The organism is Cupriavidus basilensis, from assembly GCF_029335485.1.
Lineage (GTDB): Bacteria > Pseudomonadota > Gammaproteobacteria > Burkholderiales > Burkholderiaceae > Cupriavidus > Cupriavidus basilensis_E.
In genome coordinates this window covers 1-24325 of record NZ_JARJLM010000061.1, presented here as the reverse complement: position 1 = coordinate 24325, position 24325 = coordinate 1, and the positions used below count along the sequence as shown (strand labels likewise).

Annotated in this window: 23 protein-coding genes and 1 tRNA gene; 12 read left to right on the top strand and 12 right to left on the bottom strand. The window is 64.1% G+C overall.

Annotated elements, in window-relative coordinates:
- Positions 1–933, top strand: a 933-nt coding sequence (locus P3W85_RS03665) for a FecR family protein (RefSeq protein ID WP_276263767.1), incomplete at its 5' end; no start/stop codon positions are given.
- Between the two features lie 180 nt (positions 934–1113).
- Entirely contained in the window at positions 1114–3561 is a 2448-nt protein-coding gene (locus tag P3W85_RS03660) for a TonB-dependent siderophore receptor (RefSeq protein WP_276263770.1), read from the top strand.
- 100 nt (positions 3562–3661) lie between these two features.
- Here P3W85_RS03660 and P3W85_RS03655 read toward each other — a convergent pair whose 3' ends face one another.
- Entirely contained in the window at positions 3662–4972 is a 1311-nt protein-coding gene (locus tag P3W85_RS03655; RefSeq protein WP_276263766.1) for an MFS transporter, read from the bottom strand.
- Complete coding sequence (locus P3W85_RS03650; protein WP_276263765.1) at positions 4950–5255, bottom strand: hypothetical protein; 306 nt, start codon at positions 5253–5255, stop codon at positions 4950–4952. The genes P3W85_RS03655 and P3W85_RS03650 overlap by 23 nt, the downstream gene beginning before the upstream one ends.
- A 316-nt stretch (positions 5256–5571) precedes the next feature.
- Between P3W85_RS03650 and dinB the strand changes: the two genes are divergently transcribed.
- Positions 5572–6735 carry a DNA polymerase IV gene (gene dinB, locus P3W85_RS03645; RefSeq protein ID WP_276263769.1) on the top strand — a complete coding sequence of 388 codons (1164 nt, stop codon included), beginning with the start codon at positions 5572–5574 and terminating at the stop codon, positions 6733–6735.
- Positions 6736–6807: 72 nt separating this feature from the next.
- Here dinB and P3W85_RS03640 read toward each other — a convergent pair whose 3' ends face one another.
- Both P3W85_RS03640 and P3W85_RS03635 read right to left on the bottom strand, forming a co-directional pair.
- Positions 6808–7092 (bottom strand): hypothetical protein, encoded by a 285-nt coding sequence (locus P3W85_RS03640; RefSeq protein WP_276263764.1) that lies wholly within the window; start codon positions 7090–7092, stop codon positions 6808–6810.
- Between the two features lie 111 nt (positions 7093–7203).
- Positions 7204–7470, bottom strand: a complete 267-nt coding sequence (locus P3W85_RS03635) for a hypothetical protein (protein ID WP_276263763.1) — start codon at positions 7468–7470, stop codon at positions 7204–7206.
- Between the two features lie 284 nt (positions 7471–7754).
- Between P3W85_RS03635 and P3W85_RS03630 the strand changes: the two genes are divergently transcribed.
- Both P3W85_RS03630 and P3W85_RS03625 read left to right on the top strand, forming a co-directional pair.
- Positions 7755–8291, top strand: coding sequence for a GNAT family N-acetyltransferase (locus tag P3W85_RS03630; RefSeq protein ID WP_276263762.1), 537 nt, complete (start codon positions 7755–7757; stop codon positions 8289–8291).
- A 432-nt stretch (positions 8292–8723) separates the two neighbouring features.
- Positions 8724–9131, top strand: coding sequence for a helix-turn-helix domain-containing protein (locus P3W85_RS03625; protein WP_017226415.1), 408 nt, complete (start codon positions 8724–8726; stop codon positions 9129–9131).
- A gap of 101 nt (positions 9132–9232) precedes the next feature.
- Here the strand turns inward: P3W85_RS03625 and dapB are convergent, their stop codons facing one another.
- The gene (gene dapB, locus P3W85_RS03620) at positions 9233–10054 is read right to left on the bottom strand and encodes a 4-hydroxy-tetrahydrodipicolinate reductase (protein ID WP_276263761.1); all 822 of its coding nucleotides are present in this window, start codon (positions 10052–10054) and stop codon (positions 9233–9235) included.
- 753 nt (positions 10055–10807) lie between these two features.
- Positions 10808–11128: a hypothetical protein gene (locus P3W85_RS03615; protein ID WP_276263760.1), complete on the bottom strand. Its 321-nt coding sequence runs from the start codon at positions 11126–11128 to the stop codon at positions 10808–10810.
- Positions 11129–11854: 726 nt separating this feature from the next.
- On the opposite strand from P3W85_RS03615, the gene P3W85_RS03610 reads away from it, so the two are divergent.
- From P3W85_RS03610 to P3W85_RS03590, 5 genes are all read left to right on the top strand, one after another.
- A complete protein-coding gene (locus P3W85_RS03610) occupies positions 11855–12208 on the top strand; it encodes a phage protein NinX family protein (protein WP_276263759.1) in 354 nt (117 codons plus the stop codon).
- A 429-nt stretch (positions 12209–12637) separates the two neighbouring features.
- Positions 12638–14704, top strand: a complete 2067-nt coding sequence (locus tag P3W85_RS03605) for an acyltransferase family protein (protein ID WP_276263758.1) — start codon at positions 12638–12640, stop codon at positions 14702–14704.
- Between the two features lie 81 nt (positions 14705–14785).
- Positions 14786–14959, top strand: a complete 174-nt coding sequence (locus tag P3W85_RS03600) for a hypothetical protein (RefSeq protein ID WP_276263757.1) — start codon at positions 14786–14788, stop codon at positions 14957–14959.
- 68 nt (positions 14960–15027) lie between these two features.
- On the top strand, positions 15028–15153 hold the full coding sequence (locus tag P3W85_RS03595; protein ID WP_276263771.1) for a hypothetical protein: 126 nt from the start codon (positions 15028–15030) through the stop codon (positions 15151–15153).
- Entirely contained in the window at positions 15150–15341 is a 192-nt protein-coding gene (locus P3W85_RS03590; RefSeq protein ID WP_346430232.1) for an integrase, read from the top strand. The genes P3W85_RS03595 and P3W85_RS03590 overlap by 4 nt, the downstream gene beginning before the upstream one ends.
- 47 nt (positions 15342–15388) lie before the next feature.
- Here the strand turns inward: P3W85_RS03590 and P3W85_RS03585 are convergent.
- From P3W85_RS03585 to P3W85_RS03565, 5 genes are all read right to left on the bottom strand, one after another.
- Positions 15389–15475, bottom strand: a tRNA-Leu gene (locus tag P3W85_RS03585).
- Between the two features lie 256 nt (positions 15476–15731).
- Positions 15732–17039, bottom strand: a complete 1308-nt coding sequence (locus P3W85_RS03580; protein ID WP_430869486.1) for an MFS transporter — start codon at positions 17037–17039, stop codon at positions 15732–15734.
- An 83-nt stretch (positions 17040–17122) separates the two neighbouring features.
- Complete coding sequence (locus P3W85_RS03575) at positions 17123–18457, bottom strand: amidase (RefSeq protein ID WP_276263755.1); 1335 nt, start codon at positions 18455–18457, stop codon at positions 17123–17125.
- Positions 18454–19131: a DUF2848 domain-containing protein gene (locus tag P3W85_RS03570; protein ID WP_276263754.1), complete on the bottom strand. Its 678-nt coding sequence runs from the start codon at positions 19129–19131 to the stop codon at positions 18454–18456. Before P3W85_RS03570 ends, P3W85_RS03575 begins: the two co-directional genes overlap by 4 nt.
- Before the next feature lie 60 nt (positions 19132–19191).
- Positions 19192–19890: a GntR family transcriptional regulator gene (locus tag P3W85_RS03565; RefSeq protein ID WP_017223925.1), complete on the bottom strand. Its 699-nt coding sequence runs from the start codon at positions 19888–19890 to the stop codon at positions 19192–19194.
- 400 nt (positions 19891–20290) lie between these two features.
- On the opposite strand from P3W85_RS03565, the gene P3W85_RS03560 reads away from it, so the two are divergent.
- Positions 20291–21130, top strand: a complete 840-nt coding sequence (locus P3W85_RS03560; RefSeq protein WP_276263753.1) for an IclR family transcriptional regulator — start codon at positions 20291–20293, stop codon at positions 21128–21130.
- Between the two features lie 33 nt (positions 21131–21163).
- Here P3W85_RS03560 and P3W85_RS03555 read toward each other — a convergent pair whose 3' ends face one another.
- Positions 21164–22411, bottom strand: a complete 1248-nt coding sequence (locus P3W85_RS03555; RefSeq protein WP_276263752.1) for a Zn-dependent hydrolase — start codon at positions 22409–22411, stop codon at positions 21164–21166.
- Positions 22412–22710: 299 nt separating this feature from the next.
- Here P3W85_RS03555 and P3W85_RS03550 point away from each other — a divergent pair, with 299 nt between their 5' ends.
- Positions 22711–24312, top strand: coding sequence for an ABC transporter substrate-binding protein (locus tag P3W85_RS03550; protein ID WP_276263768.1), 1602 nt, complete (start codon positions 22711–22713; stop codon positions 24310–24312).
- The last annotated feature ends 13 nt before the right edge of the window (positions 24313–24325 follow it).

Sequence of the window (24325 nt, the reverse complement as noted above, 5' to 3'; positions counted from 1 at the left end):
CGCCAGGCCATGGCGGCCTGGCTCGACGCCAGCCCCCTGCACCGGGCCGAGTACGCCGCGCTGGAGCGAATCTGGCAGGCGGCGGGCGCGCTCGACCCGGAGCGTCTGCGCGCCCTTGCGCAAGCCCCCGCCTCGTCCCCGCCCGCCACCTCGGCGCGCGGCCTGCACCGGGGCCTGCGCGGCGCGCTGCTCGCCAGCCTCTGCGCGGTCGCCATCGGCACCGCGTGGCTCGTCCGCCAACAGGCGTCGCCTCGCCCAGCCACCACCTATGCCGCCAGCGACGCAAGCCACTACGCGGCAACCTTCAGCACTGCCCCCGGCGAGCGGCGGCGGCTGACGCTGCCCGATGGCTCCGTCATCGAACTGAACACGCGCACACACGTCTCGGTGCGCTACGAGCCGGGCCTGCGCGCCGTGACGCTGGCCGACGGCGAAGCCATGTTCGAGGTGGCGCACGCCAGCGAGCGCCCCTTCGTGGTCGACGCCGGCAGCGGCACCGTGACGGTAACCGGCACACGCTTCGACGTGCGCCGGGACGGCGGGACCGTAGCCGTTGCGGTCGAATCCGGCTCGGTGAGCGTGCAGGGCCAGGGCGTGGCCCGCGCGGCAGAGCGCCTGTCGGCCGGGCTTGGCACACGCATTGCCGGCGACGGCGCCGTGGCGCGCGCGGCGCCGGTCGATCTCGCCACGGCCATGGCATGGCGCGACGGCAAGCTGCTGTTCAAGGACCAGCCGCTGTCGCTGGTGGCGGCCGAGGTCTCGCGCTATCGGCGTAACGCGGTGCGGGTCAGCGACGCCGGCACCGGCGCGCTGCGCCTGAGCAGCGTGTTCCGCGCCGACGATACCGACGCCCTGCTCGCCGCCCTGCCGCAGATCCTGCCGGTAGCGGTACGCACGCTTGCGGACGGCAGCACGGAAATATTCTCGCGCTAGATTCAGGTTTTTGCCCCGCGTTCCGTCTTCTCCCCGAATGTGCCCGCGCAACGCGGGCCCCGTCCCTCGACGCCTCCCGGAGAAGACCCAGACGTGACCCAGCAACCGCTACCGCAGCAGCTATTTCGCACCAGCACCGGCGCCCGCACCCAACCGCGTCACCCACGCGCCTTGCCCCTCCTGATCGCCAGTCTTGCCGCCACGCTGATCGGCACCGCCGCCGCCCCGGCAGCCGCCCAGCCGGCCACGGTGGCGATCGACATCCGGGCCCAGCCGCTGGCCGACGCCCTGGCGCAGCTCGGACGGCAAACCTCCCTGCAGCTGTTCTTCGCGCCGGCGCTGGTGGCCGGCAAGCAAGCCCCGGCCGTGCACGGCAGCATGCCGGCCGAAGCCGCGCTGGATGCGCTGCTCAAGGGCAGCGGCATCCGCTACCAGCGCAATGGCACCGGCATCGTGCTGCAACCGGTAGGCCAGGCGGGCATGGCGGCACCGGCCACCGCGCCCACATCGATGCCACCGGCGGCGACTGCCGCCGCGCCCATGGCCACCCTTGAAGCCGTGGAAGTCACGGCCTCGCGCACATCCAGCGACCTGGTGCGTCCCACCCGTCAGGTGACCGTGATCGACCGTGCGGAACTCAGCGAACTGAAGACCGGCTCGGACAGCGTGGCCACCCTGCTCTCCAAGGTCATACCTGGCATGGCCGACTCCAGCCATACCGTGACCGACTTTGGCCAGACCCTGCGGGGCCGCGGCATGCTGGTGCTGGTCGACGGCATCCCCTTGAACACCAACCGCGACTCGGCACGCAATCTCGCCAATGTGGACCCGGCCCTGATCGAGCGGATCGAAGTCCTGCGCGGCAGCAGCGCCATCTACGGCGGCGGCGCCACCGGGGGCATCGTCTCGATCAACACCCGCCCGGCCGGCGGCCCCCCGCAGGCCGAAACCACGTTCTCGCTGACGTCGCCGCTCTCCCGCCTGCGCGCCAACGGCCTGGCCGGGGAAATCCAGCAACATGCCTCCGGCAGCGAAGGGATAGTCGACTATGCCTTCGACATAGGCGCCCGCCGCACCGGTACCTCCTACGACGCGCGCAGCCAGCGCATCGCGCCGGAACCCAGCCAGGGCGACCTGTTCGAGTCCGACAACTACAACATCGGCGGCAAACTCGGCCTGCGCCTCACACCCGAGCAGCGCGTGCAGATTGCCGTGAGCCATTTCAGCGCGAAGCAGGATACCGACTACGCCTCCGACCCGTCGGTTGCCCGTTCGGCACCCGGCAGCGTGCCCGCGCGCGCCATCGGCGGCCTGCAGCTCGCCGACCAAAACCAGATCCGCAACACGCTGGTCAACCTCGAGTACGAGCATAAGAACCTGGCGGGCAGCGCCGTCTCGGCGCAGCTCTACTATCGGGACTACTTCACGCGCTTCACGCCCTTCGACGCGCGCGCGGTCGCCACCCGCGGCGGCAATGTCGACCAGTCCATGCAGAACTCCGACGTCGTTGGCAGCCGGCTCACCATCAAGACGCCGCTGGACAGCGCCAGGCGGACCCGCCTGGTGTGGGGCATGGACTTCGAGCAGGAACGCAGCGACATGCCGATCGACATCTTCGACCCCAAGGCGTATGACGCCAGCGGCGGCCGGATATTCAGCAAGACCGGCACGCTCACCTATATGCCGGCCATCACCACGCGCAGCCTGGGGGGCTTTGGACAGTTGCAGCACAAGTTCGACGAGCAGTGGTCGGCCGAGGGCGGATTGCGCTATCAGTACGCCAACGCCCGCTTCAACGATTTCGTCCCGCTGTCGCAGTCCCGCGCGGCGCAGCCCGCCACCGTCAAGGGCGGCTCGGTCGACTACACCGCGCTGCTGAGCAATGTCGGCGTCGTCTACAAGCCTGTGCAAGGGCATGAGGTCTACGCCTCGTTCAGCCAGGGCTTCAACCTGCCCGACATCGGCCTGCAGGTGCGCAACGCGCGGGCCGGCTTCGATATCGCCTCCTCCGACCTGAAACCAGTCAAGACCAACAACTACGAACTTGGCTGGCGCGGGACTTTCGGCAACACACTGGCCTCGCTGGCGATGTTCTACACCACATCCGACCTGGGCGACGTGCAGAGCTTCAACAACGGCCTGATCCTGACCCGCACCGCCGAACGCATCTTCGGCGTCGAAGCCTCGGCCGACTACCTGTCCGACAACGAGCGATGGGGCACGGGCGGCACCTTCACCTGGATGCGCGGCCGTGAAACCCCGCAGGGCAGCGCCAGCCAGCAGATGAGCGGCTACCGCATTCCGCCCCTCAAGCTCACCGGCTACCTGCAATACCGTCCGATGCCTGCCTGGAGCAACCGGCTGCAGGCCACCTTCTTCGCCGGGCACGACTACCGGCTCAACGGCGCCGACAGCTTCGGCCGGCGCGACGTGGCGAGCTACACCACGCTGGACCTCGTCAGCCGCTATCAGGTCAGCAGCAAGGACAGCGTCACCGTGGGCATCCAGAATCTGCTCAACCGCTATTACTATCCCCTATACAGCCAGCTGATGCGCAACAGCAACAACACCTCGCACCTGCCCGCGGCGGGCATCACGATGACGGCCACCTACGTGCATCGCTGGTAGACGGGCTGCGGCATATGGGGTGAGGGAAGCCGCGGCACGCCGCCAGCCGTTTTGTCGGTTTCTCCATCAACCGGGCTGCTCCCGCCCAGGTCACGGGAATCTATGTAGGCTCAGCTTCCCGGATCTCGCTCAGCACCTCGGCCTCGACCTCCGCGTTTGGTTCGCCATCCCTGGTAGCAATCAAGTCTTTCGGCGTCAGCGGGATCAAGGGCAGGATCAGTGCGTACACCACGGTGGTCGCGATCACACAATACATGAAGCCTCGCGTTGGGCTGCTGTTATAGATCCATGAGCCCAATAGATCGCCGGCACGCGCCGAGAGCGCGAAGACGCCATCCACCAGCATCATCAAGGTTCCTTGCAAGCCTGGCGGACAGGACCGCATCGCGAGATCGAAGTACGCTGCCGTGGCGACACCGCCCATCAGCCCTATCGGTGCCGCCAATACAAGCGCGAGATTCGCTGAGTGAATGAATGCCAGCGGAATCATCTGCGGCACTGCGACGATCGTTCCCCACCACAGCAGCTTGTTCAGCGGTATTTTCTTGCACAGAAAGCCGTATAGCAAAAATGTCGGGACGAACGCGGCGGCGAAGATCCCGTTGTAGTACGAGTAAACGGAATCCGATGCATGCAGCGCATTGCTCAGATAGAACTGCAGCGGAGTGGCCGCCCCTGGCGCAAAGTTCCACAGAAAGCAGATGAGAACCGCTGGATAAACGGCCTTGTGCTTCACCAGCCGTCTGACATTCCCAACGAAATCTGCGCCGCTGGCTTGTGGCTTCTCGTAGATGTGGCCGAAGACGGAAATGGGCTTCCAGAGCCCAAATACGGCAATCGATAAAGTGACCACCGCTACCAGGAAGAAGGCCTCTTTCGGGGCATGACGATCGGAGATGTACCCGGAAGCGAAGGCTCCCGCAACGACCGGGACGGAGCTGACCACGTTCAACAGCGCGCTCAGGCGCCCGGACATGAGCTTCTCCTGGCCCACCAGAGCAATCAACCCCTGATAGGCTGCGGCGATAAATCGGGACGACAGCATTGCCAGCAGCATCCCGACGACCAGTCCTGCATATGAGAAACCTGAAAACGCCATCCAGATAAATGCCATCGCGGTCGCCGGAGCAAAAATCAGGAAGAAGCCGCGATCCCGCAATCCCAGCGGGTTCCATTGGTCGCGCGCGAGGCCAAAAGCGAACGCAATGTACACTGGGATGCCCGTAACCAGCCGGAATGTCGAGATCTGCGTCGCCGTCGCATGCAACTGGTTCTTGAGTATGTAAGACGTCTGTATATCAACGAGGGAACCGCCCGGCGTTGCCAGATAGATGAGCAGGGTCAGCCAACCGAAATACAGCAGGGTTCGGTCTCCGCCCTCGGAACCATTACGACCAGAAGCGGCCAGCATTTTCGTGGCTTGACAGCAAGACTGGAATTTCGATCTGTTCCGGATTGCCGGCCAGAACTGCCAGCAAAGCCACATGCGCTTCGATGGTTGGGTCTTGTCCCTCAAAACCTCCACGTCCGTCATACCGCCCGCGCGAAATCGAAATGCTCCTGGGTGATCGCTTTGTGATCTCGCCGGTCGTCAATGAGGCCAACCACACGAACGGGTTCCGCTCGTGCGCCGGCCCCGGCACCACAAAGCCGTCCAGGTAGAATTTTGGTACGGTATGCGCCCGTGTGCTCATGCCCGCATTCCCAACTCTCGAAGTCGCACATGCTGCTCCCGCTATCGGACCATATAGCGTCGTGAACAGGCCACAGGATGATCACTCCATCATAGACGGCAAGATAGAGCGGCGCGCCGTCGATTGGCGTGCATGCCATTGGACGAATTGGCGATAGTCCAGCGAATTCCGCTTCCCCACGGCTGTCGAACCGGCGCGCGGCAAACCATCTCGCGGAATTCGATATACTGTATATGCACACAGTAACCGAGACGCCCCACCCTTACCCCCCGTCGTCGTGGCAAGGGGCGCATCGACAACCCAGGTTCGCCAAGTCATGCCATCTGCACCCCGCCGCATCGCCCATCTGGACATGGACGCGTTCTATGCGTCCGTCGAGCTATTGCGGTATCCGGAATTACGCGGCAAGCCCGTGGTGATCGGCGGCGGGCGGAACGCGGTGCCCGAGACGCTGGCAGACGGCAGCCGGCGCTTTGCCCGTCTGCGCGACTATGCCGGACGCGGCGTCGTCACCACGTCCACGTATGAAGCACGGGCGCTTGGCGTTTTTTCCGCCATGGGCATGATGAAAGCGGCGCAACTCGCCCCCGACGCCATTCTCCTGCCCACGGATTTCGATTCATACCGGCACTATTCCCGCCTCTTCAAGGCCGCCGTCGGCACCTTCACGAACCAGATCGAGGACCGGGGTATCGACGAAATCTACATCGACCTCAGCGATCTGCCAGGTGAGCCCGCCGATATCGCCACCCGCATCAAGCAGGCGGTGCGGGAAGCGACCGGGCTAAGCTGCTCCATCTGCATCGCCCCCAACAAGCTCCTGGCCAAGATCGGCTCCGAGCTGGACAAGCCCGATGGGCTCACCCTGCTGAGCGCCAGCGATATTCCCTCGCGCATCTGGCCGCTGCCGGTGCGCAAAGTCAACGGGATCGGCCCGAAAGCCAGCGAGAAGCTCGCCGCCCTCGGCATTGCGACGGTAGGCGATCTCGCCAGCGCGGACCTCGGCCTGCTGCAGACCCATTTCGGCCGCAGCTATTCGGCCTGGCTCGCCGAAATCGCGCAAGGGCACGACGAACGCCCTGTCGTCATCAGCTCCGAGCCCAAATCGATGAGCCGGGAAACGACGTTCGAACGCGACCTGCATCCACGGCACGACCGCCAGATCCTGTCCGAGGTATTTACCGGGCTGTGCGAGCGGCTCGCGGAAGACCTTCGCCGCAAGGGCTACGTCGGCCGCACCATCGGCGTCAAGCTGCGCTATGACGACTTCCACACCGTCACCCGCGACCTCAGCATGCCCGCCCCCACCGCCGACGCCAGGCTGCTGCGCCGCGCCGCCACTGAATGCGTTAAACGCGTGCCGCTGAGCCAGAAAATACGGCTGCTGGGCGTGCGGGTGAGCGCGCTGACGCCGGCGGGGGATGAGGATTATTCCTCGATGCCGGCACAGGGAGAACTGCCCTTTTTCGATGACGAATAATGGCCTTTGGCCTTGGACGGCAGCAGAACTCGGCGCGCATGAGGCCCGCTGAACCCGATACCGGCAGCGCCGTCACTCAAGATCCTCCACAACCACCCGTCCATATGCGGCGGCGGACCCGACGATAGCGCCAAATACTTCGGCGCTGAGGCCGGTGAATCCCGAAAAACTGCAAAAATAGAAACCATAGGGCTCCACACTGGCCATGGCATCCGGCATTGGGCCTGAGTTCCCCGGCGACCGGAAGTCAAAGCCGCGAGGGCCTCTCGTGCCGACCCCACCTCCCGCGTGCGCAAGGATTTGCTCGGCCATGCTTTCCGATGGCAGCGCTACGACGATCCTGAATTCAATGCCCATGCGGCTACCCCTGTGGGAGTTGGTGGAAAGGAGTTGGTAGAAACTCGCAATGCTATCAAGTCAAACCGCTGGTGGACAACGAAGCTCCCGACAGCGCCTGGCAACCTGGGTTTAATCTCCGTCATCAGCCGGAGTGGCATCCCTGGGGGCCGGCACTACTGGTTCCCGCTGCCCGAGCATTGCAGTGGCTTCATGAGGGCGCAGCAGCAAGCTGCCACCCTCCAGGTATGCGACCACACGTTCCTTGCGGAAGGTACGCATGGCATTGGCGCGCGTGCAAATGCCTCTGATGTAATCCCCCTGCTCTACCCAGTCCAGTAACTCATACGTTTTTGTTTCATCCTTCTGGTTCCGATAGACGAACGAGATCTTCGGCATGCAGGCCTCCCACGGCACGAGCACAGGAAGTGGTTTCCCGAAGAGAAGCCGCGGCGATCCGGATCTTGCCGCCCCCAATTGGGCGAGCGTCGGCTCTCTGGAGAAGGTCAATCGCATCCCCCGCACATGCGTTCGACGAGCGCCGGGACTGGGAGATCAGCCAATTCTAGGGCGCTGAACAATGGATATATGCAGAGAAATCTGATTTCATGACGTACGTGCCATGCTCCCTATGCCACCCTCCTCCATCGGATAAGCCAATCCCCACAGAACACCAGACTCGGATGAGAATCGACCTGCCTCCCGCCTCCGGCTATCCCGGCATCGTTCTACGCCAGCTCGAACGCGAAGACATGGATCCGTGGTTCGCCTATCTAACGCTCCCGGACGTCATCCGGCACACGAGTTGGAACCTGCGGTCGCCACAGGATCTTCTCCCCATCCTGCAGTCCCTCGAAGACGGTTCCGCGAGCTCCGTCAGGCGCCTTGCCATGATCGATGAACAGAGCAAGGCTCTCGTCGGCACGATCGGCTTCCACACCGTCTCGGAGATCAATCGAAGCGCGGAGATCGCGTACGACCTGGCCCCCGGCTACTGGGGTCGCGGCATCGCCAGCGCGGTGTGTGCGGCGGTGGCTGGCTGGTCGTACACGGAATATGGCTTTGTCCGGGTACAGGCGGTTGTGCTCACTTCCAACGCACGCTCCGAGAGCGTTCTGAAGAAGTGCGGGTTTCGGTACGAGGGATTGCTCAGGTCTTACCGGATGGTGCGAGGCACGCCGGGGGACTTCAAGATGTTTGCGCGGTTGCAATCAGACTAAGGCCTGGATTCCAGGTCGATCGGCAAACCCCTGGGAGACCAGCTACGCATTGGACATTTGAGGTCGTTTCACCGTATTGCGCGCCGAGGTCGGCGGTCATCCAGGACGTGCCGCCCGCAGTACCCGCGCCACCCGGCAAGCTAACTTTGTTTACGCCATGATTAGCCATTGGCTAACATGGAAGAGTGCGCAAGCGGGTTCGCCGAGCAAGGGGCCCGTATCCTCGCTGCCATCTCCGGGCAAGCTGCCATCGCCGTCCGTACCGTACTCGGTACGCTGGCCATCGGTCCATACGCCAGGACCCGGAAGGTCTCCGGCAAAGACAGTTGCCACCCTTGCCGACGCCAGTCGAGTGCTTGACGAGATCCAGGACAGCCCGTCTCGTAGCCCCGGTAGTTCCGAGACCGTAGAACCCCACAGAGGAGCCTGCCAATGATCAATATTCAGTTCATCGAACGCGATGGCCGCCCCGAATTCGCCGTGGTGCCAATTGAGGTGTGGGAGCGCATCAAGCATCGGGTCGAGGACCTGGACGAGGTGACGCTGCTCCACCGGGCCAAGGCCCGGGAAAGCGGCTTTCGCATCCCCGCCGCCATCCTGGACGCCGAACTTGCCGGCGACAACCCGGTCAAGGCCTGGCGAGAATACCGCCGCATGACCCAGGATGCGCTGGCGATGGCGGCCGGACTCAGCAAGCCCTACCTCAGCCAGATCGAGAACCGCAAGCGCGACGGCAGCCTTGAGGTATTCCAGAGCCTCGCCACGGCGCTGCAGGTACCAATCGACGTTCTGGTCGGGAAGCCGGAGAAGCAAGCCGACACCCAGCCTGGTGGGCAGTGACGGCCATGGCATGAGAAGGCGCGCGCAAGGCCGTATTCCCCGGATGTCAAACTGGCATCGCAGGGATGGCGCAGGCAGCCCGCCGAGCCCGCCAGCACAGCCTAGCGTAGACCAAGCACATCGAACATGTCGAAAAGGCCGGCTTTCCTGTCCGCCAGGAAACGTACCGCACGCAGGCTACCCTGGACATAACTGGCACGGCCCGCGGACCGGTGCGTGATCTCGATGCGCTCGCCGGCACCGGCGAACAGCACGGTGTGATCGCCGGCGATATCGCCGCCGCGTATGCTCGCAAAGCCGATAGTGGACGGGTCGCGTTCGCCGGTGAAGCCCTCTCGCGCATACACCGCGCAGTCTTTAAGGTCTCGCCCCATCGCCTCGGCGATCACCTCGCCCATCTTGAGCGCGGTACCTGAAGGGGCATCGATCTTGTGCCGATGGTGCGCCTCGATGATCTCGATATCGTGGCCCGTGGAGAGCATCTTCGCGGCCATCGCGAGCAATTGGAAGGTGACGTTGACACCGACCCCCATATTGGGCGCCATCACGATCGCGATGTCCCTTGCGGCATCGGCGATGGCGGCCTTCTGCGCCTCGTCGAAGCCGGTGGTGCCGATCACCAGCTGAACGCCAAGCTCCCGGCAGACGCCAAGCTGCGCCATGGTGGCTTCGGGCCGGGTGAAATCGATCAGCACCTGTGAATCCGCGAGCCCGGCGCGCAGCTCGGAGACGATTTTCACGCCGCTGTCGAAACCCAGGACAGCGCCGGCATCCTGATTGGCCGCACTGGCGCCAGCGAGCGCACCGGCGAGACGGCAGTCGGGCGCATGGCGCAGCGCGTCGATCAGCATGCGGCCCATGCGGCCGGTTGCACCCGCGACGGCAACGCGGCGCGGCACAGGCAGAGTGGTCAGGAAATCCATGACGGGTAGCGACCTCGGATGATGCGTGGATGCGGGAGATGGGCGGAATTGTACGCCGGGACGATGCGAAGCATCGATTGAGTCACCCGCCCCGCACCTCGGCGCCATGCTCGCTGCGGAACCGCTGGACACAAAAATAGCCAGGCGCCTTGGAGGATGCCTGGCATTCGGGCAATACCTGTCGAGGGAGGTTTCCCGGACACCTTACTTTAGGATGCCGTCGCCGCCGAAATTGCAAACCATTGTCACAGCCATCCCCGGGGGTTTTTGTGCGCCCGGCCGAGGCAGAATCGATTGAGTCCCTCTTCAGCCTGGTGCAGCCCGGGCAACGTGCCCTGATTCTTTCGTTCAGCAACGAAAGCAACGCCAGCCGTATGCCAAGCTCCCACCTCAACTATGCGCAGTGGCATGCCGTTGAGCGCGGCGGCTTCGTCGATTTCAACTTTGCCCTGTTACCGAGCCGGGCAAACCTGCCCCTTCATCAGCGGGGTACCTGTAATTGTGCGACGCCGCATAATCAACAAAGGCGACAGATTGGACCCTGGTTGCCATTCACCGGGGGTGTAGGGACACTCCATGCGGCCTACACCCTTCTTTCTCCCGGCCGCCACGGCGCATGTCCACCTCGCCGTAGCCCTGCCATGGCTGGCGCAACTTGGTACCGCGGTGCTCGACGTGGCCGAAGCCGGACTCGTACGGGCGGCCCGTCTTCGATGCAACCGGCTGGTTCCAGCACTTGCCACGCGGACAACGCTAGGGCGTGCGCCTCAGGCTGATGCGCTCTACGCGCTGGCCATCTCCAGACACGCTGCAGTACGCGATGGCGCTCGTGGAAGCGTCATGGGCATTCTTCGCTGTGAACCTGAGCTGCAACTCTATCGTGCCGTCTGTTTTACGCCGCAAGGCTGGCGGCGCTTCGTCGATTTCAAAATCGACCGCATAGGGAGTCGGCGACATGCGGTCGATAGCCTCGTAGCATGCATAGCGCACGGCATCTTCGAGGCCAAGATCGCCCGGCTCATTCCTCACGCCGCGAAAGAAGGTCATTGCCAACGTGGCGCTCAGGGCGATCAACCCAAGGATCCCGAGCCGATTGCTCCGCCGCCGACTGATTCTGCCTTCCATGCCACCCCCCAGATACGCACGACTCTAGCCGCGGGAACCAAGAGCATTTGTGATCCATCGCACATAAGATTACGCAAAATTGCACTGCCGGGTGAACAGATTTTGGGGGGATGGCGAAGGGATCTTTGCCTGGACGAGCCAGCGCAATCAGTGCGCAGGCGATCTGCCTCTCCGGCAGATCTGGTATGTCTGAACACTGCTACTGCGAAATCCGGAAAGCTGCGCAGTTTCGGCATCCTCCTGCGGTCCGGGGTGTAAAGGAGGGCGTCAGGACATGGATTCCGAATGTGACCGGTGCGTTGATCCTGAGGCGGCGCGCGGTGTGGCGCGGGTTTCGGCGGCGAGCGATCCGGTGGCTTCCACCTCGGAAAGAATGGTGCTAGCCCGCTGGCAAGAGGTCTTGCCGCAGCGTGGCATATAACAGAGGTGGTGAGCGGCCACGGCGCGCGGCGTCGATCAGTTGGGGGAGCGGTGGGCGCACAGGCGCAATCTGCCTGTCAAACGCTCCCCGCCCGTTTGGCCGAGTGACGGCCAGGCCGCAGGGATGATCCGCGGCTGGCGCATGGCGAGCTATGCCGATGGCCTGGTCGCCGCGCAGGACGAACGGAGCCGCCGCGGCACCGGGCAACGGATCGACGAGACGTCGCGAGCGCGGCGCGCGGCTGCACGTTCACCATGTCGTGCAACGAAAGGGGAACCACCGTGAAAGTATCGGAAATCGAAGGGCCGCTGCTGGATTACTGGGCGGCGATGGCTGAATGGGGCAGTGCCAGTGTCGTTGACGGCGATGTCATGGGCGCATCCGGTTCCGAGTGGGCCGGCCGGACCTTCTCGCCATCGACGAGTTGGGTGCAAGGCGGCCCGATCATGGAGCGGGATCGGATCAAACTGCTGCCGCCAGAGGCTGACAGGCTGGTTTGGCTTGCTGAGGTTGGCGCGGCGCGTGGGCTCGGCGTGACACCGCTGATCGCCGCCATGCGCGCCTTCGTCACATCAAAGTTCGGCGAACAGGTACCGGACGAGAGCTAGCGAAATCCGGTGCGATCATCTCCCCGTGCGGGCGATACTGCTATCGAACACGCCCTCGAGCAACTCGCCGGCGTGCCCTGCTCGGCGATGGACCTGTTTGCCCGCCGGCGCTGTCACGTTGAATAGCGTCGGCACGCCGCCCGACTGGAAGGCGGCGCCGGTCCTTTGCGCTCTGTATCCCGTTGCCTGACCGTCCGAGTCTTCCCCGTCCTGACGACGCACAAGACTAGCCACCTAGTATTGCCAATTTGCTGGCAAAATCCGGGATCGCCGTAACTACCCCGCACATTCCGATGGTTGCGACATTTTTTCGCGCGCCACCAAAAATGCCACGCTACCGCCACTGATAATGACGTGCCGAAATAGCAGCTCTCTGATGCGTCAGATCGTCGGTTAGAATGACGCGCGCACAAATACAAATAAAGACGAATGGAACGTAGTCTTCACTCGGGGCGGAATCCGATCGCCACCGCTGCCACGCCGACCCGAATCGACAGTAACGAATTCGCACACCCAAAGTATCGGCCAGACATCGATGGGCTGCGTGCCGTCGCCGTCCTTTCGGTCGTCATCTTTCATGCCTTCCCGCACGTGCTGCGCGGCGGATTCATCGGGGTGGACGTCTTCTTCGTGATCTCCGGCTTCCTGATCTCCACGATCATCTTCCAGAACCTGGACAGAGGCACATTCAGCTTCTTCGAGTTCTACGCCCGGCGGATCAAGCGGATTTTCCCGGCACTCCTGATCGTCTTAGTCTGTTGCTATGCCTTCGGATGGTTTTCGCTGCTGTCGGAGGAATTCAAGCAACTCGGCAAACACATTGCGGCCGGCGCAGGGTTCGTCTCGAATTTGGCTCTATGGAGCGAAGCAGGCTACTTCGACAAGTCGGCTGACACAAAAGCCCTACTCCATCTATGGAGCCTGGGTATCGAAGAGCAGTTCTATATCGTCTGGCCACTATTGATGTGGGCTGCGTGGAAACGGAAATTCAACCTGGCCACGATCGGGGCAATCGTTGCCCTCGCATCACTTTACCTGAATCTGAATGGCGTAAAACACGACCCAACAGCAACCTTCTATTCGCCACAGACGCGGTTTTGGGAATTGCTTTCTGGCAGCCTGGTCGCGTGGTTCGTTCTCTACAAGCGACAGGACTGCCAGGCACTCGGCCTGCGTGTCGATCGTGTGCTGACAAGCGTGATCTATTCAGTCCCTCGAAAGAACGACGGGACAACGCTTGCCAACGCACTGTCAGTCGCGGGCATATTGCTGCTCTGCTTCGGGTTCCTGCAGATCAACCAGGATTTTAGCTTTCCCGGAAAGTGGGCGATCATTCCCGTGATTGGGGCTGCCTTCATTATTGCAGCTGGACCGAATGGCTGGACCAACAAGCACATTCTGTCCCACCCTGTTGCCGTCTGGGTTGGGCTGATCAGCTTCCCGCTCTATCTGTGGCATTGGCCACTGCTCACGTTCGCTCGTATCCTTGAGGCCGGCGTGCCATCCCGAAGCGTGCGGATCGGCGCAGTCCTGGCCGCTCTGGCGCTGGCGTGGCTGACGGTTCAGCTCATTGAGAAGCGTGTGCGCCATGGAGGCTTCACTAGACTCAAAGTCTTCGTACTAGCCTCGCTGATGGCCGGGGTGGGTTACGCCGGCTATGACGCCTTTGAACAGAACGGGTACAAGGACCGCTTCATCAACGTCATGAATGTGGGGGTCAACGAAGCGCTATCGTACAACTGGTTTATTGGTTTCCGATACGGCGAATGCTTCCTTGACCCCCAAAATGATCCGGTTAAGGACTTCGCAAAAAATTGTGGCTCCAACCGCGACAATCATAGATCGCTGCTGATGATCTGGGGCGACTCGCATGCTGCCTCCCTATACCGCGGCTTTGCAGAAAATGCCGCATCTCACAATTTCAATGTTGCGCAGTACACGGTTAGCGGCTGCCCGCCGATCCTCGGATTTAATGGAGGGCAAAAGAAGGATTGCACCCGCCTGAACGAGTTCACGATGGACCGAATTCGAGAACTAAAACCCGACACGCTTGTTATGGCGGGATATTGGTCTCTATATGACGGCAGCAAATCCTGGGAAAAACTCGATATTGAGAAACTGACAGCGACCATTGATATGGTGAAGCAAGCAGGCGTACGAAATGTCGTCCTTGTCGGCAGCCTCCCGGTCTATACGGTCAATCAGCCGGAAATGCTGAAGCGGGCTCATGTCTGGAGCAAGATCGAGACGAGAACCTATAGAAACTTCAATCAGGCAGCATTTTCCACCAATGATCAGATCCGCTCGGTCGCAGAGCATGCCAAAGTTAGATTCACCGACCCGCTGGAATATATGTGCGACAAGCACGGCTGCCTACTATCGTTGACTACTGACAAGGTGGTGCCGCTGGCCTACGACTACGGCCATCTCACGACGCTGGGCTCCGAATATCTTGTAACGCAGTTCTTCGGGCACAACGAGATCCCGCTGCCGTGAGCATGCTGGCCACACCGACGCCCTGGCCTCGCGCCGGATCCGGCCCCAAGCCAGGCCAGACGTCATAGTCGGGAACCGCAGGTGCATCCGGCACTTGTACGGCATGGCCAGCGCCCTATCGAGCGGCGGCGGCTTGCCTGGGAACAGGGCTTCGTGCGCAAGCTGGCAGAGCACATGTACACGGGCGAGGTGACGAAGTTCAGCGGCGCCCAGGTCGAGAAGCTGGACGAACGGCATGGGAGGCACTTCTCGTGAGCGCTGCACCGCAACGCCGGATCACCGGATGCCCAAGGTCCGTTCCGGACCTATGCATGGAGTGGACCGTGATCAGCGATCTGCGCCAGCGCGTGGCTACCGCCGAGCGCGACGAGGCGCAGCAGCTGCGGGCCATCTGGCGCGAGTCGTCGAACGTCGTGGCTATCAGACCAGGCACACGTACGCCTCGATGATGCTTTCCGCCGGCGAACACCCGATGTGGGTCGCCAAGCAGATAGGCCATGTGGACTGGACGATGATCGCTCGCGTGTACGGCCGCTCGATGCTGTCAGCTGATGCAGCAGAGGCCGGCAATCGGGCCGTGGAGAAGCTCGCCGGAGATGCCGGCAAAACGGATGTAAAACTGGCAAAAACCGGCTAGATTTTTGACAGCTTATAGCTCCAAGCCATTGATTTCAAAGGAAATTCTGGTGCGAGGGAGGGGACTCGAACCCCTACACCATTGCTGGCGTCAGGACCTAAACCTGGTGCGTCTACCAATTTCGCCACCCTCGCAGTCCCTGCAGCACATCCCGGGCGGGAGGCCGCTGTGCTCGTTGACTGGCAAACGTGCGGGCAGCGTGAGCGATATCGCCAGGCACAAAAGCAAACAGGCGGCTGGAACTGCCCGCCTGGCTTGTGTTACCTGTGCTGCCGGCGCACTTTGCGCATGCAGCGCAACGAGGCAGCGGATTCTAGCGCAAAGCGCGCCGGGAATCCAGCCCCCTCCCCCTGTGCCGTTCCAGGAATCAACCAGTCCGGCACCGGGAAATCAGCGTTTCACCTTGATGAAGGCCAGCACCAGCACTGTGGCGCAGGCTTCCAGCGCGGCGACGAAGTACAGGCCGGACGAGAGCTGCCCGGTGCTGATCTTGAACCAGCCGATCATGTACGGCGCGACAAAGCCCGCCAGGTTGCCGATCGAGTTGATCAGCGCAATGCCGCCGGCGGCGGCGGTGCCGGCCAGGAAGGCGGAGGGCAGCGACCAGAATACGGGGAAGGCGGCCAGGATGCCGACGGAGGCGATGGTCAGGGCAACCAGCGCCAGTACCGCGCTGTGCAGCCACATGCCGGTCAGGACCAGGCCCGCGGCGGCCATCAGGGTGGCCAGCGCGCAGTGCATGCGGCGTTCGCCGGTGCGGTCGGAGTGGATGCCGTTCCAGACCATGGCGATGGTGCCTGCAATGAAGGGAATGGCGGAGACCAGGCCGATCTGCAGATTCCCTTGTACGCCAAGCTCCTTGATGATGGACGGCGACCAGAAGGCGATGGTGGCGTTGCCGCTGACCACGCAGAAGTAGATGGCGGCGCAGATCCATACGCGGGTGTTGGCGAAGGCGTCGCGCAGCGAGGAGTGCTTGGCGGGGTCGCGGTTTTCGGCTTCGATCTCGCGGGTGACCAGGTCGCGTTGGCTGGCGGTGAGCCATTTGGCGCTGATGGGCTTCTCCGGCAGGTACATCAGTACGGCAATGCCGGCGAGTACGGAGGGAATGCCTTCGATCACGAACAGCCATTGCCAGTTGGCAAGGCCGTCGACGCCTTCCATGCTGCTCATGATGAAGCCCGCCAGCGGGCCACCGACCACGCCGGCGATGGCGAAGGAGGTCATGAACAGGCCGTTGATGCGCGCACGGCGCTGGGCCGGGAACCAGTAGGTCAGGTAGAGCACCACGCCAGGGAAGAAGCCGGCTTCGAATATGCCAAGCAGGAATCGCAGGGCGTAGAACTGCATCGGCGTCTTGACGAAGATCATCGCCATGGAGGCGAAACCCCACAGGATGGCGATGCGGGCCAGCGTGCGGCGCGCGCCGATTTTTTCCAGCAGCAGGTTGCTGGGCACTTCGAACAGGAAGTAGCCGATGAAGAAGATGCCGGCGCCGAAACCGTACACGGCTTCGCTGAATTGCAGGTCTTGCAGCATCTGCAGCTTGGCGAAGCCAACGTTGACGCGGTCGATCCACGCCAGCACGAACAGGAAGACGAGGAAGGGAATCAGCCGTACCGCGATCTTGCGGTAGGCCTCGTTGCGCTCGGCCGGGGTGTGGGGTGCGCTCTCCACGGCACCAGGGGCGCCGGTCATCACGGTAGACATCGGTGGTACTCCTTGGGTGTTGATTGGCGGGGCCGCGCTGCATGGTCGCGGCCCTCGGTGCTTCGCCTGCGTTACCGCAGCCCGGCTTCAATGGCGCCGGCCACCTGCAGCACGCGCGCGTCGTTGCCGTGCAGGCCGCAGACGCCCAGGCCGATGCCCCGCTCCGCCGCCGGCAACGGCAGCGATACCGCGCAGCCATCGAGGAAATTGATCACGCTCGGGTTGCGCAGCACCAGGCCATTGGTGGCGAAGAAGGCGTCATCGGTCTCCAGCGCATCCAGGCGCGGCGGCCGTACCGCGACCGTGGGCATCAACCAGGCGTCGGCCTCGCGCAGCAGTTCTCCGGCGTGCGCCTGCATGGCGCGGCGCTCGGCCAGCAGCTCGATGTAGTCGGCAGCGCCGAGTTGCTCGCCGCGGCGGATGCGCATGGCTACGCGCTGGTCGTAGTCACTGCCGCGCCCGGCCAGCAGTGGCTTGTGCCAGTGCCACGCTTCGGCCGCCGTCAAGCCGCCGCCGGCATTGATCTGCGGCAGGCGCTTGAGCTCGGGAAATTCGAAGGGGACGATCTGCGCGCCGAGCCGCGACAGCGCCGCCAGCGTCGCATCGAAAGCCTGCGCGACTTCGGCGTCGAGGCCGTCGCAGACAAAGTCGCGCGTCACCAGCAAACGCAGCCCTGCCAGCGGCGCTGGCCGGCTGTCCAGCGTCTCGCCGCTGACGATGGCATCGAACGCCGCGCAGCAGGCGACCGAGCGCGCCAGCGGACCGGCGGAGTCGAGCGAGGTCGACAGCGGCACCGCGCCGGCCAGCGGCACGCGGCGCGCGGTAGGCTTGAAGCCGGTCAGCCCGCAAAAGGCGCTGGGGATGCGGATCGAGCCGCCGGTGTCGGTGCCTAGCGCTGCCACCGCCATGCCGAGTGCCACGCTGACCGCACCACCCGAGGTGGAGCCACCCGCGATGCGCGCTTCGTCGAACGGAGTGCGCGGCGTGCCGTAGTGCGGATTCAGGCCGAGCCCGGAGAAGGCGAATTCGCTCATATTGGTGCGCCCGATCAGCACGGCGCCGGCAGCGCGCAGGCGTGCCACCACGGGCGCGTCGGCGCTGGCGGGGGCGCCGGCAAGCGCCTTGGAGCCGGCCCGGGTCACCTGCCCTTGCACGTCGAACAGGTCCTTGACGGAGACCGGCAAACCGGCCAGCGGCGATGCCACCAGCCCGGCGGTGCGGGACTGGTCGGCCGCGCGGGCGGCGGCCAGCGCGCCGGCGGCGTCGGCCTCAAGGAAGGCGGCGCCGCCGGCGTTGCGGTGGGCGTCGATGCGGGCCAGGGCCTGCTCGGTCAGGGCCACGCTGGTGGTGCGTCCGGCAGCCAGGTCGGCGGCGAGCGCGGCGATGGTTGGCAGCGCGGCGCTCATGGGGCCACCGCCAGGGATGCCACGCGATAGGCATGGCGCAGCGTGCGCTTGCGCACCGGATCGTGCAGTTCCACTTCGAAGGCTTCGCCGCTGCCCAGCTCGCCGATCACGGCCTGCGTGCCGCAGAACATGGCGGTGCCGGCGGGCAGGCTGTCCGCGCCGGCCAGGCGCCGGATCAGGTCGCGCGGGTCGAGCAGGCGGGTTACCAGGCCCTCCTGGTACAGCTCGCGCTGGCCATCGCGGGTGCGCCAGCAGCGCATCTGCAGCTGGTCCCAGTGCGCCGCCACGTCGGCGAAGCGCCAGACTTCCGTGCCCAGGGGCTTGGCGCACATCTGCTTGGAGACGGTGACGTCGTAGGCTTCGACCTTGCGGTCGGTGTGATCGGAGCCTACGCCGATATACATCGCGTCCTTGCCGGCCAGCAGCACGAACTCGATTTCACCGGAGGAATCCTCGCGCGGCACTTCCAGCAGCGTGTCGGTCGTCAGCAGCGAGGCGGCCAGCGGGTAGAAGCAGGGCACGGTCGAGGGCGGCTTGACGCCGATCTCTTCGAGCTCGCGGATGTGATGGTTGACGGCGTCGGCGTCGCGGCCGGTCCAGCCTGCAATGATGAGGCGCTGGATGTCGAGGACGAGTTCACCCTCGCCGGCGACCTGGAAATGGAGTGTCGGCATGTCTTGCTACCTGTCTACCTGTTGCGGAAAGATTGCGGGGAAATTGCTTGAAAATGGCGCTTAGATGGTCCGGATGATGTTCTTCCGGAATTCGTCGATGTGTTCGCGGATGGCCTCGCGCACCGCCGGGATGTCGCGCCGTGCCAGCGCGTCGATGATCGCCAGGTGCTCCTGGTAGACGTTCTCCAGGTGCTGGGGGTCGGACAGCGAGAGGAACCAGAAGCGCGCCTGCTTCTCATGCAGGCTGCGCAGCAGGTCGGCCAGCACGCGATTGCGCGAGGCGGCCGACATGGCGGTATGGAATTTGAGGTCGAGCGCGGCCAGGCCAGCGATATCGCGCCGCGCGATCAGCTCAGGCGAGCGGTCGACGATCTCGCGCATGGCCTTGAGATCGCTCTCATGGGCACGCTCGGCGGCCAGCGTGGCGCACAGCATTTCGTTGGTGGCGCGCACCTCGATCATGTCAAGCACTTCGTTGAGCGACAGCGGCGTCACCAGCACGCCCTTGCGCGGCATGATCGACACCAGCCCCTCCACTTCCAGGCGATGCAGCGCCTGATGGACCGGCGTGCGGCCGATGCCCAGCAAGGCGGAGACCTGGGCTTCGTTGAGCGGCTCGCCGGGACGGAATTCGCAGGAAATGATGCGCTGCTTGATCTCGGCATAGGCCTGCTCGCGCAGCGCGGCCCCGGAGGCCGCGCGCGGCGCGGGCGCAGCCGTGTCTTCGGCGCTGCCGACCAGCCGGATCGGGTTCGACATGATGCATTCCCATGACATTGAAGTTGCTGTGATACTAGTCTGATATTTCACTGAGCGTCAACACATCAAACATCGGGGTAAACACCGAAACTGGCGCGAGTGCCGTCGCCTGCAAGCCATGTGCGCGTTGCATTCCCGCTCCCTGCCGATTGGGGGAATCAGCCTGCAAGCCTTGTCAGAAAACGATCTGCGGAGAGCAGCCTCGAGATGGAGGTGGGGATGCGGGCGACCAATTCACGATTTTTGTTCCCAAGGAACATCGCCCTCAATATCATTGTCCTGACGAAAAAATATCGATAATCGATATAGTCGTATATTGGTGCAGTATGCATTCATCGTGGTGCGGGCCATCCCAGCGATGGTGCCGGCTACCGGAATACGAACGCCTCGGAACATGAAGATGACCAGGGAAACGAAACAGAAAGACAGCGGCGCAAGCGCCTCGAAGGCGGATAAAAGCGGCGAAAAAGCCACCCGCCCCGATCCGCTGTTCAACCAGTCGCTCGAGAAAGGGCTGGAAGTGCTGCGCGCCTTCAGCGCGGTACATCGCACCCTCACGCTACCCGAACTGGCCGGGCTGACCGGCATGAGCAAGAGCTCGGCGCAACGCACCGTGCATACGCTGGAGACGCTGGGCTACATCGGCAAGCACCCGCAGACCCGGCGCTTCCGGCTGACGCCGAAAGTGATGGAGATCGGCTACAACTACCTCTGCGCCGACGCGCTGATCCAGGCCGCCAGCCCATACCTGTCGCAGCTTGCGAACGCCAGCGGCGAAACTGCCAACCTGACCGAGCCGGTGGGGCTGGAGATGGTCTACGTGGCGCAGTTGATGACGTCGAAATACATCCCGGTGCTCACCCCCGTCGGCATGCGCATTCCCATGTACTGCACCAGCAGCGGCCGCGCGTATCTCAGCACCCTGCCCGACGAACAGGTGAGGACCATGCTGGAAGACTCCGCAAGGGTGGCGCGCACACCGGCCACGCTGACCGACGTGGCAGCGATCTTCGAGACGGTGGTGGCTTGCCGCAGGGTGGGCTACGCCTGCAACAACGAGGAGCTGTTCCTGGGCGATATGGGCCTGGGCGCTGCCATCGTCAACAGCCAGGGGCAGGCGGTGGGCGCGGTGCACGTGTCGCCGCCGGCCAGCCGCTGGAGCATGGCCGAGGCGCAGAAGAAGCTGGCGCCGATGGTGATCGAATGCGCGTGGGCGATCTCGCGTTCGATCGCCCACTGAGCATGCCGCGCAGCGGGGCGCGGGCGACGCGCCTCAGCGCGCGTGCTCGAGCATCGCTTGCAGCAGCACGTTGGCGCCGGCTTCGATATGCTCGGGCAGCGCGTCTTCCAGCTCGTTGTGGCTGATGCCGTCCTTGCACGGCACGAAGATCATGCCGGTGGGCGCGCGCTGCGCCACGTAGACGGCATCGTGCCCTGCGCCGCTGACCACATCCATATGCGGCAGGCCCAGCGCGGCCGCGGCGCGCCGTACGCTGTCCACGCAGGCCGGCGCGAACACGCAGGGCTCGAACTTCACCACCTGGCGGATCTCCACGGCCACCGCGCCGCGCCCGGCAATCTGCGCGAACGCCGCGCGCATGGCTGCATCCATGCGGTCCAGCCCCGCTTGCGACAGATTACGGAAGTCCACCGAGAAATCCACCCGCCCCGGAATCACGTTGCGTGAGTTCGGCGCGACCTGCACGTAGCCTACCGTGCCGCGCCCGTGCGGCGCCTCGGCAACGGCGATGCGATTGACTTCGTCGATCATGCGCGCCGCCGCCAGCATGGCGTCGTGGCGCAGCGCCAGCGGCGTGGGGCCGGCATGGGCGTCCATGCCGGTCACGGTCACGTCATACCATTGCTGGCCGAGCGCGCCGGAGACCACGCCGATCGGCAGTCCGGCGGATTCCAGCACCGGCCCCTGCTCGATATGCGCCTCGAAGTAGGCGGCGAACATGCCGCCCGGCACTTCGCCGACAGCTTGCTCGCCCCGATAGCCGATCCGCTCCAGCGCCTCGCCCACGCTGATGCCGTCCAGGTCGCGCTGGGCCCGGATGAACGCCGCCCCGAACACGCCCGCAAAGGCGCCCGAGCCCATCATCACTGGCGTAAAGCGGGTGCCTTCCTCGTTGGTCCAGAACGCCAGCTCCAGCGGTGCACGGGTGACGATGCCGAGATCGTTGAGCGTGCGCATCACCTCCAGGCCCGCCAGCACGCCGAAATTGCCATCGAACTTGCCGCCCGAGGGCTGGGTGTCGATATGGCTGCCGGTTGCCACGGCGGCCGCATCGGGATCGCTGCCCGCGCGCCGCGCGAACACGTTGCCCACCTCGTCGGTACGCACGTCGAGCCCGGCCTCGCGGCACCAGCCGACCACCAGGTCGCGGCCCTGGCGATCCAGCTCGGTCAGGGCGATGCGGCACACGCCGCCCTTGGGCGTGGCGCCGATCTGCGCCAGGTCCATCAGCGATTGCCAAAGGCGTGCTGCGTTGATGCGGGGAAGATGTTGCTGGTCCATGTCGGGAGGCCGGTTGGTTGGGAAGACAGGCAGGAAAGAATCTCAACCCCAGCAAAAAGCAGGCCATCAGCGATGCGAAATGGCCCAACCCATGTTCCATACATGCGGACTGTACCGGGGACCGCGTTCGAAAGGAGCCCACCGCAACTGGCATGTGAATTGCTTGACCGTATGCGTCTCCCCTCCCCCACCCAGGAGCTTTGCCCGTGACCGTCTTTTCTTCCTACGCCGTAAGCAACCTGAAACCCAGCCTCAAACCCGGCCTGAAGTCCGTCGCTGCCGCCGTTGCCATCGCCTCGATGCTGGCCCTGCCGGGTACGGCAATGGCCGAGAAAGTGCTGCGCATCGGCATGACCGCGGCCGACATCCCGCGCACGCTGGGCCAGCCCGACCAAGGCTTCGAAGGCAACCGTTTCACCGGCATTCCGATGTACGACGGGCTGACCCAGTGGGATCTTTCCAAAGGCAACGGCCCCAGCCTGCTGATCGCGGACCTGGCCACGGAGTGGAAGGTCGACGCCAAGGACAAGACCAGATGGATCTTCAAGCTGCGTCCCGGCGTGAAGTTCCACGATGGCTCGCCCTTCAACGCCGACGCCGTGGTGTGGAACGTGGGCAAGGTGCTCGACAAGACCGCCCGGCAGTTCGACCCCAGCCAGGTTGGCGTGACCGCTTCGCGCATGCCCACGCTGCGCTCGGCCAGGAAGATCGACGACCTGACGGTGGAACTGGTCACGTCGGAGCCCGATTCCTTCCTGCCCTATAACCTGACCAACCTCTTCATGGCTTCGCCCGCGCAGTGGGACAAGAAGCTGGCCGCGGTACCGGCCTCGGTGACCGATCCGGCCGAGCGCGCCAAGCAGGCATGGGTGGCCTTTGCCGCCGACGCGTCCGGCACCGGCCCCTTCAAGATGAGCCGCTTCGTGCCGCGCGAACGCCTGGAGATGGTAAAGAACGCGCAGTATTGGGATGCCAGGCGCGTGCCGAAGATCGACAAGGTGGTGATGCAGCCGATGCCCGAGGCGAATGCGCGCACCGCCGCGCTGCTGTCGGGCCAGGTCGACTGGATCGAGGCCCCGGCGCCGGATGCGGTGGCGCAGATCAAGAGCCGCGGCTTCGAAGTCTATGCCAATGCGCAGCCGCATATGTGGCCATGGCAGCTGTCCTTCGCGCCCGGTTCGCCCTGGCTCGACAAGCGCGTGCGGCAGGCCGCCAACCTTTGCGTCAACCGCGCCGGCCTGAAAACCCTGCTGGGCGGCTATATGGCCGAGGCCAAGGGCGTCGTCGAGCCGGGCAACCCGTGGTGGGGCAATCCCAGGTTCGACATCAAGTACGACGCCAACGCCGCGCGCAAGCTGATGCAGGAAGCCGGCTACTCCGCCGCCAGGCCGCTCAAGGTCAAGGTGCAGGTCTCGGCTTCGGGCTCGGGCCAGATGCAGCCGCTGCCGATGAACGAATACGTGCAGCAGAACCTGAAGGCGTGCTTTATCGACGTCGACTTCGATGTGGTCGAGTGGAACACGCTCTTCACCAACTGGCGCCTCGGCGCCAAGGATCCGAGCGCGCACGGCGCCAACGCCATCAATGTGAGCTTCGCGGCGATGGACCCGTTCTTTGCCATGGTCCGCTTCGTCAGCACCAAGACGCAGCCGCCGGTGTCGAACAACTGGGGCTACTTCGGCAATCCGGAATTCGACAAGCTGATCGAGACCGCGCGCACCTCATTCGAGGAGAAGCCGCGCGACGCGGCGCTGGCCAGGCTGCATGCCCGCATCGTCGAGGAAGCGCCCTTCGTGCTGATCGCGCATGACGTCGGCCCGCGCGCGATCTCGAAGAAGGTCAAGGGCGTGGTGCAGCCACAGAGCTGGTTCATCGACCTGGCCATCATGTCGATGGACTGAGCGGGAAGCCGCT

Bases quoted from the DNA above. Each gene is read 5' to 3' on its own strand.
- P3W85_RS03655 (WP_276263766.1), bottom strand. From the start codon at position 4,972: ATGCTGGCCGCTTCTGGTCGTAATGGTTCCGAGGGCGGAGACCGAACC.
- P3W85_RS03650 (WP_276263765.1), bottom strand. From the start codon at position 5,255: ATGAGCACACGGGCGCATACCGTACCAAAATTCTACCTGGACGGCTTT.
- dinB (WP_276263769.1), top strand. From the start codon at position 5,572: ATGCCATCTGCACCCCGCCGCATCGCCCATCTGGACATGGACGCGTTC.
- P3W85_RS03640 (WP_276263764.1), bottom strand. From the start codon at position 7,092: ATGGGCATTGAATTCAGGATCGTCGTAGCGCTGCCATCGGAAAGCATG.
- P3W85_RS03635 (WP_276263763.1), bottom strand. From the start codon at position 7,470: ATGCCGAAGATCTCGTTCGTCTATCGGAACCAGAAGGATGAAACAAAA.
- P3W85_RS03630 (WP_276263762.1), top strand. From the start codon at position 7,755: ATGAGAATCGACCTGCCTCCCGCCTCCGGCTATCCCGGCATCGTTCTA.
- P3W85_RS03625 (WP_017226415.1), top strand. From the start codon at position 8,724: ATGATCAATATTCAGTTCATCGAACGCGATGGCCGCCCCGAATTCGCC.
- dapB (WP_276263761.1), bottom strand. From the start codon at position 10,054: ATGGATTTCCTGACCACTCTGCCTGTGCCGCGCCGCGTTGCCGTCGCG.
- P3W85_RS03610 (WP_276263759.1), top strand. From the start codon at position 11,855: ATGTCGTGCAACGAAAGGGGAACCACCGTGAAAGTATCGGAAATCGAA.
- P3W85_RS03605 (WP_276263758.1), top strand. From the start codon at position 12,638: ATGGAACGTAGTCTTCACTCGGGGCGGAATCCGATCGCCACCGCTGCC.
- P3W85_RS03590 (WP_346430232.1), top strand. From the start codon at position 15,150: ATGATGCTTTCCGCCGGCGAACACCCGATGTGGGTCGCCAAGCAGATA.
- P3W85_RS03580 (WP_430869486.1), bottom strand. From the start codon at position 17,039: ATGACCGGCGCCCCTGGTGCCGTGGAGAGCGCACCCCACACCCCGGCC.
- P3W85_RS03575 (WP_276263755.1), bottom strand. From the start codon at position 18,457: ATGAGCGCCGCGCTGCCAACCATCGCCGCGCTCGCCGCCGACCTGGCT.
- P3W85_RS03570 (WP_276263754.1), bottom strand. From the start codon at position 19,131: ATGCCGACACTCCATTTCCAGGTCGCCGGCGAGGGTGAACTCGTCCTC.
- P3W85_RS03565 (WP_017223925.1), bottom strand. From the start codon at position 19,890: ATGTCGAACCCGATCCGGCTGGTCGGCAGCGCCGAAGACACGGCTGCG.
- P3W85_RS03560 (WP_276263753.1), top strand. From the start codon at position 20,291: ATGACCAGGGAAACGAAACAGAAAGACAGCGGCGCAAGCGCCTCGAAG.
- P3W85_RS03555 (WP_276263752.1), bottom strand. From the start codon at position 22,411: ATGGACCAGCAACATCTTCCCCGCATCAACGCAGCACGCCTTTGGCAA.
- P3W85_RS03550 (WP_276263768.1), top strand. From the start codon at position 22,711: ATGCTGGCCCTGCCGGGTACGGCAATGGCCGAGAAAGTGCTGCGCATC.